Here is a 17,300-nt window from a genome sequence, read left to right on the forward strand (position 1 = left end):
AAAGACAGAGAACTCACGTAGTATGCTAGTTTGCTGAGGTAGTCTAGCGGTAGGGCGCGGGCCTGGAAAGCCCGTGAGGCGAAAGTCTCTCGGGAGTTCAAATCTCCCCCTCAGCGTTTTTGTTTTTTATTGTGTTGTTCTTGTGAGTTTTTGTGTATGTTTTGTTGATCTTTTTGTTTGGTAGGATTCAATATTCGTGGGGGCGGTAGGATTCAATCTCAGTGTTTTGTGTTTGTGGTACTTTGTTTGTGATTTTCTTTTTGTTTCTGTGATTTTTGTTCGGGACTTCGTTGATCGGTGAAGTATTTTTGGTGTAAAATCCGCGAGGATTCGGGGTATTTTTGGATCAGATTTGGTAGGATGTTTAATGGGAAATTTTTCGGAGTACTGTCTTCAAGAGATTTTATTTGAGATTTTCCTGAATTTGATGATTTTTTGAAAATTTTTGTGTGCGGGATTGAATCCTCATTTAGGAGGAATTACACTTGAAAAACATGAAAATAATGGCAGTTCTCGCCGTATTGCTCATTTCAGCTCTTTGTATGGGAGCAGTCTCTGCAGCAGGAGACTATACAAATGTGTCAAACGAGGGAAGTGCCTTCGTCTTTGAGAAAATTGCTCTCAATGGAACTGAGACTGGCAATACCAGTACTGTTCTCACTAAGTTCTCTGAGGGTAGCAATCCAACTGCAGTGAATACCATTTACGCAGATACCAATGGCAATTTCAGCCTGTATGAATCCTCAGTAAACGGTCAATACGGTACGTACTACGCTACATCCACTTGGGATGCAGACAACATGTCAAAGGTTTTCCATGTCTCTATTTGGTATCCGGAACTCAGTCTCAAGGCAGAACTGACTACTTCTATCGACGGAACGACAGGAAAAACCTCTGGTGACTCTGTTGAAGGTAAGACCATCAATAAAAACACCAACGTCACGTTCCTGCTGAACACACCAATGGTCGGTCCAGCAAACAAACCGGGCAGATTCGTTAGTAGTGATAACAAAAACCTGAGTGCAAAAATTGTATTCACCACTCCGGTCGGTGGAAAGACCACTGACTTCGGTGTATGGTTTGGTGCTCCGCAGAAATTTGGTGCTCTCACCGTTAATCAGTCCCAGAACAATGCAGGCTCTGCCAGACCGGGTGAAGATGCAACTGCAGGTACTTACACCGCACAGGCTGAGTTTACCAACTACAAGCCCTTCTCGGACAACGCAAAGAAATCCAACACGGTCTCCTTCACTGTCCAGAGTACTTCTCTTTCACTGACAGCAGACAAAGATTCTGTTGTTCGCAGCAACCCGTTCACCACAACGATTCAGGGTGACTCCAAGAAAGTGTACTTCATCTATGTTGAAGGAACTGACGAAAACCAGCCGTACCTCCTTCCAGGTCAGTCTGGATACCAATCACAATACAACACGATCCCGGTGACCAGCTCTAACTCTCCAATCTCTCCGGCTGTTAATAACAACACGGTTGATGTCAGTGGTCAGAAGTACCACTCTTGGGGATACTTCGAGACCGATGCATCCGGTAAGAGAACGGTTCAGTTCAACACCCAGGACAACACCGATGACAAGACCTACACCGTCAGAGTAATTACCGTCAACGGTAATGTAAAAGGCGATGACTACGACACCGTCAAAGTCAAAGTCGAGAAAGGTTCAGTTACCATCTCCGCATCCGGTGACGGTTCCTACTACCTCGGTGACGAGATCAAACTGACCGGTACCAACACCGACAGTTCCTACATCTTCCTGTTCATCGATGGCCCGAACCTTGGCTACTCCGACGGAGTTGTTCTCAAGAACCTTCCGGACCAGACAGCAGCTTACAGTGCAACCAACCCGATCGATGTCAAGACTGACAACACGTGGGAGTACAAGTGGGATACTTCAAACATTGCACTCGACACTGGGGCATACACCATCTATGCAACCAGCAAGCTTACCAATGGAAAAGCATCCTCTGCAATCAAACTCACCGAAGACCTGAACTCCAAATTCAATGTGTATGGAACTGTTCTTGTTTCGGGCACCAATGATTACTACGCAGTCAAACTCTCCGACTCCGAGTATGCAACCATCTCTGTCTCTCTGAAACAGCCGTTCCTGTCGGCAAACCCGTCCGGAACCGTTGTCGCAAAGGGTGACAAGATCTACATCCGCGGTAACGCAGAAGGAAACCCGAACTCACTCTACCTCTACATGTTCGGTCCGAACTACTACGAGAAGTACTCCGTCTCCGTTGAGACTGACGGAAGCTACGAGAAGAAGATCGAGATCCCGAGCAGCCTCGCATCCAACCAGTACTTCGTCGTTGTTCAGCACCCGATGTACAATGGCCAGTTTGATGCATACGAAGAGAAGGGTGTATTCATGATCCGCAACACCACCACCGGCGGTTCCCAGCAGGGTTCCTTCGTGGTGACCGGTGCAAACAAGCTCCAGGGATCCCAGGCAGCCGATGCACTGACCAAGATGATTGATTCATCCAACATCGACGATATCTACACCAAGCTCACCTTCAACGTTGAAGAGGCATGGATCAGAATCAACACCGTCGGTGACCAGGCAACAGGAACGAAATTCACCATTTCCGGTACCACCAACCTTGCGGTTGATGACCAGGTTCTGGTAGAAGTGAAGTCCTCCAGCTTCGACGTTACAGACAAGTCCTCAACCTCCATGACGTCCGGTGTCTCTCAGGCAGTCAAAGTCGTGAAGGGCGACGGAACTGACAACGTATGGTCTGTTGAAGTCGACTCGACCAACTGGAAGCTTGACGAGTACACTGTAATTGCATCCGGTATCGAGGCAGATGTCTCCACAACGCAGAACTTCAACCTCGTTGAGAAGATCAACACCCCGACTCCGACCGCAACTTCCACCGGTGTTACGCCGACCACCACTGCAACCGCAACTGCAACCGCAACCCCGTCAACTCCGGGCTTCGGTGCATTCATTGCACTCGCAGGACTTGGTGCAGTAGCACTTCTCGTACTCCGCCGCAACTAAGCAGCGTGAAACAAAAAGAGAAGAGTAACGCTCAGGAGAAATCCTGAGAAACACCACTCTCTCTTTTCAGAAAAAAATTTGAAAACTCTTTTTCCAAACTTGATCAGAAAGTAAACGCGATGGACGAATGTACATCCTCGATGAAAACAATCCCGGTCCCGACCGGATGGAGTCACGTACTATTCATGCCGGTTATTTTTCGGTGGAACAAAAAATAAAATCTGATGTAAGGTCCGACCATTCCGTCCCTGAAACAAAATAAAAAAAAGAATCGTGAGTAAACCCCGCAAAAAATTATGCAACACGCCGGACCGGCGGCACGCGATCCAGCAGCATCCCTTCCACCACAACCGGCATGCTCACTCTCGCCTCCTCAATCGCACGTTGCAGCCTCCATCCACGTTCTGCATAGATCGTCAGAATCGGCTCACCCTTCTTTACCGCCTCTCCCGGTTTTTTATGCAAGTGCAGACCGGCACCATGATCCGCCGGGGACCCCGCGGTCCGGGCAATATTGATCAGTTCCCGGTTCTTCACCGCAACCACATAGCCATCATTGGGAGCCGGCACATCAAACACATTTGATCCAAATACAAGATCCGAGGACGTAATCTTCGGATCGCCTCCCTGCACCGCAATAATCTCTTTCATTTTTGCCAGAGCCTTCCCGTTTCGGATCAACTCCATTGCAGCCTCTGCTCCAAACCCGTACGCCGTTTTACCGGTCATCTCCAGCGCCATACCGGCAAGTGCCACACTCTTCTGCATCAGGGAGTTCGGACCTGTATCTCCTTCCAGGATTCTGAGGGCTTCCGCAACCTCCAGATTCACGCCGATATTCCTGCCGACCGGCGCACCGCCATACGTGATCGCACATTCAACACGGATGCCAAGCCTCCGGCCGAGTTCGATCAGTTCTCCTGCAAGCACTCTCCCTTCCGCCTCATCCGGGATCTTCGTTCCGGGACCAACCGGAATATCAATCACACACGTATCAGATCCTACCGCCATCTTCTTTGCCATAATGCTTGCGAGCATCTGACCGCGTGCATCGATCTTCAGCGGGTACTCATACGTAATGATCATGTCATCGGCGGGAGCAATGTTGGTCGCCCCTCCCCAGACGATTACTCCGCCGGCTTTGAGCGTCATCTGCTGAATCTCCTGCACCGTAAAGGTAACAGGGGCAAGTGCCTCCATCAGATCGGCTGTCCCGCCCGCACCGGTAATAGCACGGGAACTGGTTTTGGGGATGAGAAGACCGGACGCTGCGATGACCGGCACAACGAGAAGTGTAATTTTATTTCCCGGCACACCACCGATGGAGTGTTTATCCACGATTGGCCGGGTATTGAAAGTCAGTCGGTCTCCGGAGGCAACCATCTCGCGGGTGAGCGATTCCACTTCATCCATGTCAAGGCCGTTGATATATGCGGCGGTGATGTAGGCGGTAATCTCGGAGGGGGAAAGGACTTCCTTGGTCATGTCCTCAACGATCTGTGCGGTTTCTTCACGGCTCAACCGTCCGCCGTCCATCTTTTTGCGGATGAACTCAATGGATGCGGGGCGGGATGACGCACGGATTTCTACGGAGTCACCATCCGTAATCTGAAGACGCTTATTAACACCAGAGCTGATGGTTACGTGCCCAGGGGAGATGAGGGTCTCGGTTATTACGACAGGGGCACGGACAGAGGTCCCTTTAGGGGTATTGAATATCGTGACCCGGTCTCCTTCCCGGACTCCAATCTGCCGGGCGTCGTCTGCATGGAGCAGAACGATTACGGTGGCAATGTCAACGAGGGAACTGGTGAGTATCATCAGATGACATTTAGGCAGGGGAATGTGATAAGGGTTTGCTCCGTGTCCATTTTTTCTGATGTCGGGGAACGGGAGGGAAGTTCACGGTCAGCCAGACACTGGATACTTACGATAAAAAAAATTTCAAATTTTTTCGTTGCTCTTTCCGTCTCAAAAAATAGATGTGTACGGTTTCGACAGATACCCGTGCAAGTGAGTGTGGTTTTGATGCAATTTCATTTTTCGCACGTCTCCCGGGGCTAAAACATGATTCCCCAATCATGTTTTCCACGTGCCGTTTGCACGTGAAACATTTCCTCAAGTCACTGGCACCTCAGATCTCTACCGGTTGACGTGCGGGACGGAATTCATGAGTTTACGTATACTCCTGTTTTTTATCTTTTGTAGTTGCCGGGTATCTTTTGTCGCCGTTCAGATTTTTCTGAAAAAAAGAGGATTGTTTTCCCGGAGGAAAATTCCGCTCTTTTTTGTTGCACGCAGTTAGGTTCTGCGGAGTACGAGAAGTGCTACTGCACCAAGTCCTGCGAGTGCCACGAATGCGCCGAAGCCCGGGGTTGCCGGAGTTGCGGTTGCAGTCGCGGTTGTACCGGTCGGGACAGCGGTTGCACCGGTCGCGGTTGGGGTCGGGGTGTCGGGCAGTTTCTCCACAACGTTGAAGGTCGTGCTCGTCGAGATGTCGACCTCAATGCCGCTCACTTTAATGGTGTACTCGTCAAGGTTCCAGTTGGTCGTGTCAATTTCGACAGACCAGGTGTTGTCGCCACCTTCCCCTGCAACAACCTTCGTCGTCCGAGAGACGCCGGAAGTTGGAGAACTCTGGGTCTTATCAACTGCGGAGAACGAGGAAGACGTCACGTCAACAAGGATCTGGTCGTCAACTGCAAGGTTGGTGGTGCCGGAGAGGGTGAACTTCATTCCAACTGCCTTATCTCCCGGATTGACGAGTTTGATCCACGGTTCGGAAACGGTAAACGTCAGCTTGGTGTACTTGTCATCGATGTTCGGTGAGTCGATCATCTTGGTGAGTGCATCTGCTGCATTCGCTCCCTGAAGTTTTCCGGGACCGGCAACGATGAAGGAAGACTGTATCGAATATCCGTCTACGTTGTAGATGAAGAGTTCAGTCGGATCCTGGGGATCATCCACCTGCACATCGATCTTATTGTTGTACATCGGGTGCTCGATGACGACATAGTACTGGTTGGACGCCCAGTCGGATCCGATATCAATCTTCTTTTCGTAAGATCCATCATCTTCTACCGTAATGGAGTCGTAGACAAACTTGTTCGGACCAAAGATGTAGAGCTGGAGTTTGCTTGGGTCGCCTTCTGCGGTTCCGCGAATATAGACCTTATCGCCTTTTGCGATGACGGTTCCGGACGGCGCGGCAAAGATGAACGGCGTCTTCAGGTTCACGGAAACGGTTGCATACTCGGCGTCAGAGAGTTTGACCGCGTAATATCCGTAGTATCCTTCACCAGGACCAGGCAGGAGCGTTCCATACTCTTTTTCGTTGTCGGTTGCTTCATAACTATAGTTCAGAAATGCATTGCTGGAAGACTTTCCGTTGGTGAGTCTGCTGGCTGCATAAATGGTGTATGCACCGGTGTCGAGACCACAGTTTTCTGTGTTCCACTTGTACTCCCAGGTGTTGTCTGTTTTAACAGATACTGGCTGAGTATTATCCTTTGCTGGTTCGTTAGTGCCGCCAACAGTCTTCAGGGCGAGTCCGTTGGTTGCAAGGTTCGGACCAGTGATAAACAGGTAGACATCGCTACTGTCGGTGTTGGTACCGGTGAGTTTGATTTCAGCACCGATGAAGTAAGAGCCGTCGCCGGTTGCGGAGATGGTTACTGCTCCCTTTTCGACCTTGACCTTGGTGGTATCATAGTCTGTCGGGTCAGGCTCGTATTCGTACTTCTTCAGAGCCTCCACTTTGATGGTGTAGGTCTTGTCTGTGGTCTCTGCGATGGTGTTGTACTGTACATTCCGGTTACCGGATGCATCGGTCATGAAGACAGCACCGCCGATATGATCCTCGTCATCATACTGCCATCCGTCCTGGTACTGCTGGAGGGTCGGGTTGACGTCAGTCTCAGATGCACCGTCAAGGTAGATGAGGTAATATGCCAGACTATCTCCCTGGATCGTCACAACGAATGGATTGTTGCGGACAACGGAGTCCTTTACCGCGGTCAGGGTAAGTGAGGTGCTCCGCACGTCGAACGTGATGGTGTTGGACTTCTTTGCATAGTCCTTGAACGGCTGTGTTACATACTGTGCCTGAACGGTCCAGGTTCCGGCTTCTGCATTCCTGCCGGGTGCAGCGGGACTCGTAATGGTCTCAGCCCTATTCATCCGAATGAGGCTGAACTCGTGGAGTCCGAAACTATGAGTCTTGCCGCCGGACGGTGTCGTGAAGATGAGTTTTGCCGAACACCCAAGTGTCGGAGCTACCTGCGGGCTGCCGATCTTGAAGCTGACGTTGGTGTTCTTGTTGATGGATTTCCCGTCAATGGAGTCACCGGAGGTGGACATCCCATCTTTACCGGTTGTGAGTTCGGCTTTCAGGCTGATTTCCGGATACCAGATGGTAACGTACTCGCCGCTATCCTTCGGGTTACCTTTGTAGTAGTAGGTACCGTACATTCCATTCACCACTTCTTCGGTGAGCTGGAACTCTCCGTCTTTGCCTGAGATGACATTGAGTGCCTGCGGATTCGGGCCGTCAGAGTACTGGATGAGCGATGTTGAAGAAGTATCATCGACTGCAATGTCCTCATAGACAAACACTGCAGCACCTGAACCCACATCCCGAGAGATCGTGCCTGCAGACACAGTGCCTGCAAGAAGAGCTGAAACGAGAAGTAGGATCAGGATAGTCGTTATTTTTTTCAAGGGTAATTCCTCCTAATTTTTTTCTGAAAAAAGAGGATTGTTTTTCCGAGGGATTTCTCCTGAGGAAAAAAATCTCTCTTTTTGTTTCACGCAGTTAGTTTCTGCGGAGTACGAGAAGTGCTACTGCACCAAGTCCTGCGAGTGCCACGAATGCGCCGAAGCCCGGGGTTGCCGGAGTTGCGGTTGCAGTCGCGGTTGTACCGGTCGGGACAGCGGTTGCACCGGTCGCGGTTGGGGTCGGGGTGTCGGGCAGTTTCTCCACAACGTTGAAGGTCGTGCTCGTCGAGATGTCGACCTCAATGCCGCTCACTTTAATGGTGTACTCGTCAAGGTTCCAGTTGGTCGTGTCAATTTCGACAGACCAGGTGTTGTCGCCACCTTCCCCTGCAACAACCTTCGTCGTCCGAGAGACGCCGGAAGTTGGAGAACTCTGGGTCTTATCAACTGCGGAGAACGAGGAAGACGTCACGTCAACAAGGATCTGGTCGTCAACTGCAAGGTTGGTGGTGCCGGAGAGGGTGAACTTCATTCCAACTGCCTTATCTCCCGGATTGACGAGTTTGATCCACGGTTCGGAAACGGTAAACGTCAGCTTGGTGTACTTGTCATCGATGTTCGGTGAGTCGATCATCTTGGTGAGTGCATCTGCTGCATTCGCTCCCTGAAGTTTTCCGGGACCGGCAACGATGAAGGAAGACTGTATCGAATATCCGTCTACGTTGTAGATGAAGAGTTCAGTCGGATCCTGGGGATCATCCACCTGCACATCGATCTTATTGTTGTACATCGGGTGCTCGATGACGACATAGTACTGGTTGGACGCCCAGTCGGATCCGATATCAATCTTCTTTTCGTAAGATCCATCATCTTCTACCGTAATGGAGTCGTAGACAAACTTGTTCGGACCAAAGATGTAGAGCTGGAGTTTGCTTGGGTCGCCTTCTGCGGTTCCGCGAATATAGACCTTATCGCCTTTTGCGATGACGGTTCCGGACGGCGCGGCAAAGATGAACGGCGTCTTCAGGTTCACGGAAACGGTTGCATACTCGGCGTCGGAGAGTTTTGCAGCAGTTTCACCAGTTTTTGCAGTATCCTTTTCAGAGGATTTTCCATTCGTCAGGATGCTGGTTGCATAAATGGTGTATGCACCGGTGTCGAGACCACAGTTTTCTGTGTTCCACTTGTACTCCCAGGTGTTGTCTGTTTTAACAGATACTGGCTGAGTATTATCCTTTGCTGGTTCGTTAGTGCCGCCAACAGTCTTCAGGGCGAGTCCGTTGGTTGCAAGGTTCGGACCAGTGATAAACAGGTAGACATCGCTACTGTCGGTGTTGGTACCGGTGAGTTTGATTTCAGCACCGATGAAGTAAGAGCCGTCGCCGGTTGCGGAGATGGTTACTGCTCCCTTTTCGACCTTGACCTTGGTGGTATCATACTCTGCAAAGTCGGGGATCCATTCATCGTCCTCCTGCTTCATAGCCACCACTTTGATGGTGTAGGTCTTGTCTTCGGTTTCTGCTATGGTGTTGTACTGCACATTCCGTTTACCGGATGCATCGGTCTTGAAGATAGCACCGCCGACATAATCGTAGTCATTATACTGCCATCCGTCCTGGAGCGGCTGGAGGGTCGGGTTGATGTCACTCTCAGATGCACCGTCAAGGTAGATGAGGTAATATGCCAGACTGTCTCCCTGGATCGTCACAACAAACGGATTGCTGCGGACAACGGAGTCCTTTGCAGCTGTCAGGATAAGCGAGGTACTCTGCACATTGAACGTGACGGCGTTGGACTTCTCTGCATAGTCATTGAACGGCGGTGTCTTATACTGTGCCTGAACTGTCCAGGTTCCGGCTTCTGCATCCTTGCCGGGTGCAGTGGAGTTGGGAATAACGGTCTCAACTGAAGTCAGAGTAGTGTTGTTGAAGTTGTAGCCTCCGAATTCATTAGTCTTGCCGCCAGCCGGTGTCGTGAAGATGAGCTGCGCAGAAGCATTTCCCAGTGCCGGAGCTACTTTCGGGCTTCCGATCTTGAAGGTGACGTTGGTGTTCTTGTTGATGGATTTCCCGTCAATGGAGTCACCGGCGGTGGATATACCGTCTTTACCGGTTGTGAGTTCGGCTTTCAGGCTGATTTCCGGATACCAGATGTAGATGTACGTGTTGGCCCCTGGCGTGCCATCGTAGTAGTAGACACCGTACATTCCATTCACCACTTCTTTGGTGAGCTGGAACTTTCCTTCTTTTCCTGAGATGATATTCTTTGTCTGCGGGTTCTGCCCGTCAGAGTACTGGATGAGCGATGATGAGTCTGTAGGGACTTTAATGTCCTCATAGACAAACGCTGCATTGCCTTGGGCCACCTCTCGATAGTCCGGGTCTGCAGACACAATGCCTGCAAAAAGAGCCGAAACTATGATTAGGGCGAGGATAATCGTTATTTTTTTCAAGTGTAATTCCTCCTAAATAAGGATTCAATCAAAAAAATCAAAAAAATCAAAAATCATCGAAAATCTACAAATCACTCCCAAACCCTTTCAAAAAACAAAAAATTCCCCGCCATACATTAAATTTCCTTACAAAAAATCCCGATAAAAACACCAAAAATCCCGATCAAACCACTTCAGCAATCGACGAACACCCAAAAATCAGGTAATACCCGATCGTAGCAACAGAGCACACAAAGTACCACAGAACCAGACCCCAAAATATTGAATCCTACCAAAACCACAGATTGAATCCTACCAGACGCCGAACGAAACAAAATCATCATCCGCATACCTATATCCCAGACGAGAAACACACTATATTATATGTACTGGTACGGGGCGGGAACCGATCTCTCAACAGACCCGGCAGAGGTTGCTGCACGATTGCGGGCAGCAAAAACCGACATGACGACATATGTCCCCTGTGACTGGCGGCAGGCACAGCAGCTTGGTCTTGTGAGGGACCGGCAGGAGTACCTCGAAGCTGTCCGGCAGGCAACAATATGCATGGCCGAGGAGGGAATTGCGGCGGCGGCGCAGGAGAAGGATGTGGAGCTTCTGCAGATGGTTCGGACGCTTGATGAGATGGACACGGTGATCAATCTCCTTACGGAGCGGCTGGTTGATTGGTATATCTCAATCACTCCGTCGTTTTCCCGGAAGTACCGCGGGTCGGGAGCGGGCGCAGCCCGGCTCCTGCCAATGATCGGGAAGAAGGGAACGGAGCCGATGAAGAAGGTTGCCAAAGAAATTTTGTCGATGTCTGCGGCGCGGACGAGTCTGATGAAGGAGGTGTCGCGGAAGGCGGTCGTGGTGATTCCGAATATGAGTGCGCTGGTGGGCGGCCTGGTGGCTGCCCGCCTGATGGCGCGGGCCGGGGGGCTCGCGGCTCTTGCGAGGATGCCGGGTTCTTCAATGCAGGTGATCGGAGCAGAGGGGGCGCTGTTCTCCCATATCCGGACGGGGACGCCGTCGCCGAAACACGGTATCGTGTTTCAGCACCGGCGGGTGCATAATGCGCCCCGCGAAGTGCGGGGTGCGGTGGCGCGTGCGCTTGCGGCGAAGCTGGCGATTGCGGCGCGGCTGGATTATTTCCGGGGGGAGCTGGATGCGGCGTTTGTGGATGCGGCGAATGCGCGGATTGACGGGTTGATGGGGACGAAGATGAGGACGGAGACGGGGGTGCGGAAATGATTTCGATTGATGGGACGCTGGTGTCGGAGGGTGCGGGCGGGGTGTACGGGGAGCGGATGATTGGGGAGTACCGGGTGTGGGATCCGTACCGGAGTAAGCTGGCGGCGTTGTGGTATCTGGATCGTTCGGTAGATCTGGCGGGGGATGCGGTGGTGCTGTATCTGGGGGCGGCGAACGGGACGACGGTTTCGCATGTGGCGGATTATGTGGAGGCGGTGTATGCGGTGGAGTTTGCGCCGCGACCGATGCAGGATTTGCTGGTGGTTGCGGGGAGGCGGAAGAATATTGTGCCGATTTATGGGGATGCGACGCAGCCGCAGCGGTATGCGCCGCTTCTTGAGGCGGTGGATCTGGTGTATCAGGATGTAGCGCAGCCGAATCAGGCGGCGATTGCGATTCGGCATATGCCGTTTTTGCGGTCGGGAGGGCGGTTGATTCTGATGCTGAAGACGCGAAGTGTGGATGTCCGGAAGTGTCCGGAGGAGGTGTTTGCGGATACGTGCGGGGAGCTGGAGGCTGCGGGGCTGCGGGTTGTTGCGGCGGTGTGGTTGTTGCCGTATCATGCGGATCATGCGGCGATTGTGTGTGAGCGGGTCTGAAAGGATTTTATATTTTTTTGATGTGGTAGTGGTATGAGCCGGTTGGTGTTTCGTCCGTTGTCGATCTGGTTTGTGCTGGTTCGGGTTGCCTGCGGCGGTGATGGGGTTTGTTGCGGGTCTGTTGTACTTGCGGGGGGTTTATGCGGAGGGGGGCGGGGACGGTTGACGGGATTTTTCTGACGGCGATTGGTGCGGCGCTTCTGGTGTTGTTTTGATAGTCCGTGAGAAATGTTTATGTGGTTTGGGGGTGTATAAGTTGATATTATACTCGCTATCGTTCTGTTGATCTTCGGGTCATCTTGGGACGATAGTTTTTGGTGTTTTGTATGACCGGTAAGGTTGCTGTTTTTGTTGATGGCGGGTATTTGGATCATTTGCGGGATCATCGGAGAGTGGGGCGATTGGATCTTGAGAAACTGGTGCATTCTGCTGTGGGGGATGGGGAGCTGCTTCGGGCGTATTATTATACGTGTATGCCGTTCCAGGGTGAGCCGCCTACGGAGGAGGAGCGAGGCCGGTATGCGAAGAAGGATCAGTTTTTGAGTGTTGTGCGGAGGTTGCCGCGGTTTGAGGTGAGGCTTGGGAAGATTCAGCGTATTGGGGATGATGTTCGTCAGAAGCGTGTGGATATTTTGCTGGCGATTGAGTTGGTGAGTCTTGCGTGGAAGGGGAGTATTGATTTGGCGGTGGTTATTGCGGGAGATTCGGATTTTGTTCCTGCGGTTGAGCAGGCGAAGGATGCGGGGGTGGTGGTTCGATTGTTATATTTCCGCGAGTCGTGTCATGATGAGTTGCTGGATGCGGTGGATGAGCGGGTGGAGATTACGCAGGTTTTGGTGGATTTTTGTCAGCGTGATGAATGAGAATCGTTATGTTAATTAAGGTTTGATGCGTATTTAGTAAGGCAATATAGCCCGTTAGTGTAGTGGTCAATCATGGGGGACTCTGGATCCCTCGACAGCAGTTCGAATCTGCTACGGGCTACTTCTTTTTATATTGTTTTGTGTCCTATTGTATGGTATGAAGGTTATTCGTGCGCCGAGTCTGGGACGTGCTCATGAGCTGGTTGTCCGGTATATTTTGCAGGATGGTTCTTTTTTGCGAACGGAGAATGGGGAGGATACGGTTGAGACGGATGAGGTGTGTCTGCGGGTGGAGACGCCGTTTGAGCGGCCGATGAGTTCGGGGTGTTCGCGGTTTAAGGAGGCGTTTTTGGATTCGTATGCGCATAATTTGTTGTTCGGGTCGGATGCGGTGTTTGAGTATGATTATCACGGGCGGTTGTTTGATTGGGGGTGCGGTTTGCGGGATGGGGAGGGGGAGGTGCATTGTGATCAGGTGCGGTATATTATTGAGAAGTTGCGGGAGGCGCCGGAGTCGCGGCGGGCGGTGGGGGTTACGTGGTGTCCGCCGGTTGATGGGGGGCTGGGGGATTGTCCGTGTTTGCAGTTGGTTCAGTGTGTGGTGCGGGAGGGGCGGCTGGATATGAAGGTGGTGTTCCGGAGTAATGATATGTTGTCTGCGGCGGGGGCGAATATGTTTGCGCTGGCGCGGCTGCAGGAGTTTGTGGCGAGGGAGGTGGGGGTTGCGACGGGGGCGTATACGCATATTGCGCTGGTGCCGCATATTTATTTTAGGCGGGATGCGGCGGATATTCTTCCGTTTTGTCAGGAGGGGCGGGCGTTTACGCCGAGTGAGGTTGTGTGCCGGGCGTGCGGGGGATGCGCGCTTGCACGACGGTAATTTTTTTTTGAATTTTTTTTGGAAAAGAGCTGTGAGGGTTCGGGAGGTGGGTGTATCCATACATCCGGATGTATTGTCGGGGGCCGACGGGGGGAGTTCTCTCGCGATACATACTCTGGTGATGAGATATGTGTGTAGAGGTTGTACGGATGTATGCTGCCACTTTGGCCAACAGAGATTCTGTTGGTTATGGATATATTCTTGCGTGAAGGATTATGTAGCTTTTGATCATGATCTAGGTTTAGGTGGTCCGGGTATTGGTGATACGGGCACTATTATAGTAGTGGGGTGAGGGAGGGGGTGTCCCGGGGGTTTGTGATGCCCGGGAAATGTGATCAGATGTTTTGAACGAGGTTAGAGTTTTGGAAGAAATGTGTTTTTGTTATGTTGTGGTATGTTCTCTGATGGGTTCGTGGGTGGTACGCGGGGTGTCATCGACGTTGCGGATGATGCGAAATTTTTTTGCGTTGGTTTTGTCCGGAGGGGTGATGGGATGCGTTCGGTTGTTTTGGGGAGAAGTTTTTTGTGAGATATTTTTTGTTTGTTCTCTGTCTGCTGTTTTGAAAAATATTTTTTTGAAAAATTTTTCTGCGAGAAATTATCGGGGAGTTGTGCTGCCGGAATTATTTTCCCGTCTGAGATCCTAAGAGAGATGAGAGCAAGTGCGGCGAGTGATGTGATGTTCTGTTATCCGTTGTTTGTCGAATGAATTTTCAACAAGAATTCAATGGAGGGACGGGTTACTTGAGGATCATTTTCTTGCGCTGATCGTAATTTTTTGCGATGTTCTGATCAGTAACCCTACCAAATGTAGGATTCAACCTGTTTTGACCACAAAGCCTATTATACCCCATGCACAAATATCAAAGCATATTCCGTTGATCGGAGTATAACCCTTGCAGAATGATTATTCGACATCTGTCGAATGTCACGTATTGCATGTATCACATGCAGAAAATTAAATCCTAATTTAGGAGGAATTACACTTGAAAAACACAAAGATTATGACCGCATTGGTCGTTCTTCTCGCAGCAGCGCTCTGTATTGGAGCAGCATCTGCAGCAGAATATATCAACGTCTCAAGCGGCAATACCACTTTCGTTTTTGAGAAAGTCAATCTCACAGACGGAACGGAATCAGGTACTCTTACCCTCTTCTCAGAAGGGAGTACTCCTGCTGCAGTAAATACGATTTATGCAGATAGCTATGGCAATGGTGCCAACTTCAGTCTCTATGAATCATCCGTAAACGGACACTATGGTGTTTATTATAACACGTCCAATTACACGAAAGTAAAGAATGGAGAGGCGGCATTTGTGTACATCTGGTATCCGGAAATCTCTCTGAAAGCAGAGCTGACCACCGACCCTAATACTGGTGCAACCTCCGGTGACTCCATCGACGGCAAAACCATCAACAAGGACACCGTTGTTTCATTCCTGATCAACACACCCTACGTTGGCCCGGTAAATGCCTCCAAAGCCTTCCCCGATGGAAGATTTGTCAGCGATGGCAAAAATCTGACTGCAAAGATCATCTTCACCACTCCGGCTGGAGGTAAAACCACAGACTTCAACACGACATCATTTGCGAATGTGAATCTCAATCAGTCTCAGAACCTGGCTGGATACACAAAAGCAGGATCCAACGCAGCCGCAGGAACCTGGACTGCGCAGGCTGAATTCACCGGCTACAAACCATTTGCAGACAACGAAAAGAAGAAGTCCAACACGATTTCCTTCACACTGCAGAGCACCACGCTTACCATCACCGCTGCAAAAGACTCCGTCGTCCGCAGCAACCCGTTCACCGTAGCGATTCAGGGTGAGAGCAAGCAGAAGTATGCAGTGTACATCGAATCCCCGGCAACCAACGAGGTCAACCCGACACTCCAGCCCGGACAAAGTGGATTCCAGTCGTCGGTAAATAACAAGACCAGGCCGAACAACCTTTCCAGTTACAGTGTTACTGCAGGTTTCATCTACTATGATGGCTACTCCAACCCAATCGGTGGTATCTTTGAGACTGACGCAAGTGGAAAGAGAACCATCCAGTTCAACACCGCTGCCGATACCGAAGACAAGACCTACACGATCAAAGTCTCCTCTCTTATTCTGGCTACCGGAGATGTCGATGCATTCGATTCGTCCAACTATGACAAAGTCAAAGTCAAGGTCGAGAAAGGTGCAGTTACCATCGCCGCATCCGGCGACGGATCTTACTACATTGGCGAAGAGATTAAACTTACTGGAACCAACACTGACAGTGATGTCATCTACCTGTTCGTAACCGGACAGAATCTGCTCTCTGATGGTGTTATTCTGAAGGCACTTCCGAATCTCAAAGCTGCAAACCAGGCACAGGAACCGGGTGACACCATTTCCGTTAAGACCGACGACACGTGGGAATACAAGTGGGACACCACTCGTATCGGAGTTGACACGGGTGCATACACTATCTATGCAACCAGCAAACTCACCAACGGAAAATCCTCGAATCCAACCTATGATACTGATGGTAAGACGGTAATAGCAGCCAAACTTTCTGACTCTGAGTATGCCACCATCTCGGTCAACCTGAAGCAGCCGTTCCTCTCCGCGATTCCGTCCGCAACGGTCATTGCACAGGGTGACAAACTCTACATCCGCGGAACTGCAGAAGGGAGTCCAAGTACCCTGAAGATGTACCTCTTCGGTCCAAACTACTTCAACGCAGAATCCATCACCGTTGAAGATGACGGATCCTACGAGAAGAAATTCGATGTACCCGCTGATCTGTCCTCCAACCAGTACTTCGTCGTCATTCAGCACCCGATGTACAACGGTGAATTTGACGCAAAGCTGAGTACTGATGGAACGTACTTCTATATCGACGGTAAGAACACTGGTGGATCTGGTACTCAATATCAGGACACCTTCGTCGTCAAGGGTACCAACAAACTCCAGGGTTCCCAGGCAGCAGATGCTCTGACCAAGATGATCGATGATGCAAACATCGATGATATCTACACGAAGCTCACCTTCACCGTTGCAGCTCCGTACATCAGAATAAACAACCCGGGAGACCAGGCAGCTGGTTCCACGTTCACCATCTCTGGTGTAACCAACCTCGCGGTTGACGACCAGATTCTTGTTGAAGTGATGTCTTCATCCTTCACCGCAATCGACAAGACCTCCACTTCCACCACCTCCGGTGTCTCTCAGACCACGAAGGTTGTTGCAGGGGACGGTACTGAGAATGCATGGTCCGTCGAAGTCGACACGACCAACTGGAAGCTTGACGAGTACACCATCAAGGTCAACGGTATCGAAGTCGATGTCTCTACGACCACGAACTTCAACCTCGTTGAGAAAGTTGTGACTCCGACTCCGACCGCAACTTCCACCGGTGTTACGCCGACCACCACTGCAACCGCAACTGCAACCGCAACCCCGTCAACTCCGGGCTTCGGTGCATTCATTGCACTCGCAGGACTTGGTGCAGTAGCACTCCTCGTACTCCGCAGAAACTAACTGCGTGAAACAAAAA

At 50.9% G+C, this 17,300-nt stretch carries 9 protein-coding genes and 2 tRNA genes; 8 read left to right on the forward strand and 3 right to left on the reverse strand.

Translation table 11 applies throughout. From position 1 onward, the window contains the following. Positions 1–32 precede the first annotated feature (32 nt). Positions 33–116: transfer RNA gene (locus O0S10_RS05795), tRNA-Ser, on the forward strand. Positions 117–494: 378 nt separating this feature from the next. Next, the gene (locus tag O0S10_RS05800) at positions 495–3,029 is read left to right on the forward strand and encodes an MEMAR_RS02690 family S-layer glycoprotein (RefSeq protein WP_268924957.1); all 2,535 of its coding nucleotides are present in this window, start codon (positions 495–497) and stop codon (positions 3,027–3,029) included. A gap of 294 nt (positions 3,030–3,323) precedes the next feature. Here the strand turns inward: O0S10_RS05800 and O0S10_RS05805 are convergent, their stop codons facing one another. The 3 genes from O0S10_RS05805 to O0S10_RS05815 all read right to left on the reverse strand — a co-directional run bounded on the left by O0S10_RS05805 (position 3,324) and on the right by O0S10_RS05815 (position 10,197). Further along, positions 3,324–4,850, reverse strand: a complete 1,527-nt coding sequence (locus tag O0S10_RS05805) for an AMP phosphorylase (protein ID WP_268924946.1) — start codon at positions 4,848–4,850, stop codon at positions 3,324–3,326. Positions 4,851–5,330: 480 nt separating this feature from the next. Next, positions 5,331–7,748, reverse strand: a complete 2,418-nt coding sequence (locus tag O0S10_RS05810; RefSeq protein WP_268924947.1) for a PGF-CTERM sorting domain-containing protein — start codon at positions 7,746–7,748, stop codon at positions 5,331–5,333. 94 nt (positions 7,749–7,842) lie between these two features. Next, positions 7,843–10,197 (reverse strand): MEMAR_RS02690 family S-layer glycoprotein, encoded by a 2,355-nt coding sequence (locus O0S10_RS05815; protein ID WP_268924948.1) that lies wholly within the window; start codon positions 10,195–10,197, stop codon positions 7,843–7,845. Between the two features lie 363 nt (positions 10,198–10,560). Here O0S10_RS05815 and O0S10_RS05820 point away from each other — a divergent pair, with 363 nt between their 5' ends. The 6 genes from O0S10_RS05820 to O0S10_RS05845 all read left to right on the forward strand — a co-directional run bounded on the left by O0S10_RS05820 (position 10,561) and on the right by O0S10_RS05845 (position 17,284). Beyond that, positions 10,561–11,430 (forward strand): NOP5/NOP56 family protein, encoded by an 870-nt coding sequence (locus O0S10_RS05820; protein ID WP_268924949.1) that lies wholly within the window; start codon positions 10,561–10,563, stop codon positions 11,428–11,430. Continuing rightward, positions 11,427–12,029 carry a fibrillarin-like rRNA/tRNA 2'-O-methyltransferase gene (locus O0S10_RS05825; protein WP_268924950.1) on the forward strand — a complete coding sequence of 201 codons (603 nt, stop codon included), beginning with the start codon at positions 11,427–11,429 and terminating at the stop codon, positions 12,027–12,029. The genes O0S10_RS05820 and O0S10_RS05825 overlap by 4 nt, the downstream gene beginning before the upstream one ends. A 326-nt stretch (positions 12,030–12,355) precedes the next feature. After that, positions 12,356–12,892: an NYN domain-containing protein gene (locus tag O0S10_RS05830; protein ID WP_268924951.1), complete on the forward strand. Its 537-nt coding sequence runs from the start codon at positions 12,356–12,358 to the stop codon at positions 12,890–12,892. Between the two features lie 48 nt (positions 12,893–12,940). Beyond that, positions 12,941–13,013: transfer RNA gene (locus O0S10_RS05835), tRNA-Gln, on the forward strand. A gap of 36 nt (positions 13,014–13,049) precedes the next feature. Further along, entirely contained in the window at positions 13,050–13,772 is a 723-nt protein-coding gene (locus O0S10_RS05840; RefSeq protein ID WP_268924952.1) for a thymidylate synthase, read from the forward strand. A 986-nt stretch (positions 13,773–14,758) separates the two neighbouring features. Next, positions 14,759–17,284, forward strand: coding sequence for an MEMAR_RS02690 family S-layer glycoprotein (locus O0S10_RS05845; RefSeq protein ID WP_268924953.1), 2,526 nt, complete (start codon positions 14,759–14,761; stop codon positions 17,282–17,284). Positions 17,285–17,300: the final 16 nt, after the last annotated feature.

It is taken from the genome of Methanocorpusculum petauri, from assembly GCF_026891975.1.
GTDB classification, from domain to species: Archaea; Halobacteriota; Methanomicrobia; order Methanomicrobiales; family Methanocorpusculaceae; genus Methanocorpusculum; species Methanocorpusculum petauri.

Excerpts from the sequence above, each read along its gene's own strand:
- O0S10_RS05800 (WP_268924957.1), top strand. The coding sequence starts at position 495 with ATGAAAATAATGGCAGTTCTCGCCGTATTGCTCATTTCAGCTCTTTGT.
- O0S10_RS05805 (WP_268924946.1), bottom strand. The coding sequence starts at position 4,850 with ATGATACTCACCAGTTCCCTCGTTGACATTGCCACCGTAATCGTTCTG.
- O0S10_RS05820 (WP_268924949.1), top strand. The coding sequence starts at position 10,561 with ATGTACTGGTACGGGGCGGGAACCGATCTCTCAACAGACCCGGCAGAG.
- O0S10_RS05825 (WP_268924950.1), top strand. The coding sequence starts at position 11,427 with ATGATTTCGATTGATGGGACGCTGGTGTCGGAGGGTGCGGGCGGGGTG.
- O0S10_RS05830 (WP_268924951.1), top strand. The coding sequence starts at position 12,356 with ATGACCGGTAAGGTTGCTGTTTTTGTTGATGGCGGGTATTTGGATCAT.
- O0S10_RS05840 (WP_268924952.1), top strand. The coding sequence starts at position 13,050 with ATGAAGGTTATTCGTGCGCCGAGTCTGGGACGTGCTCATGAGCTGGTT.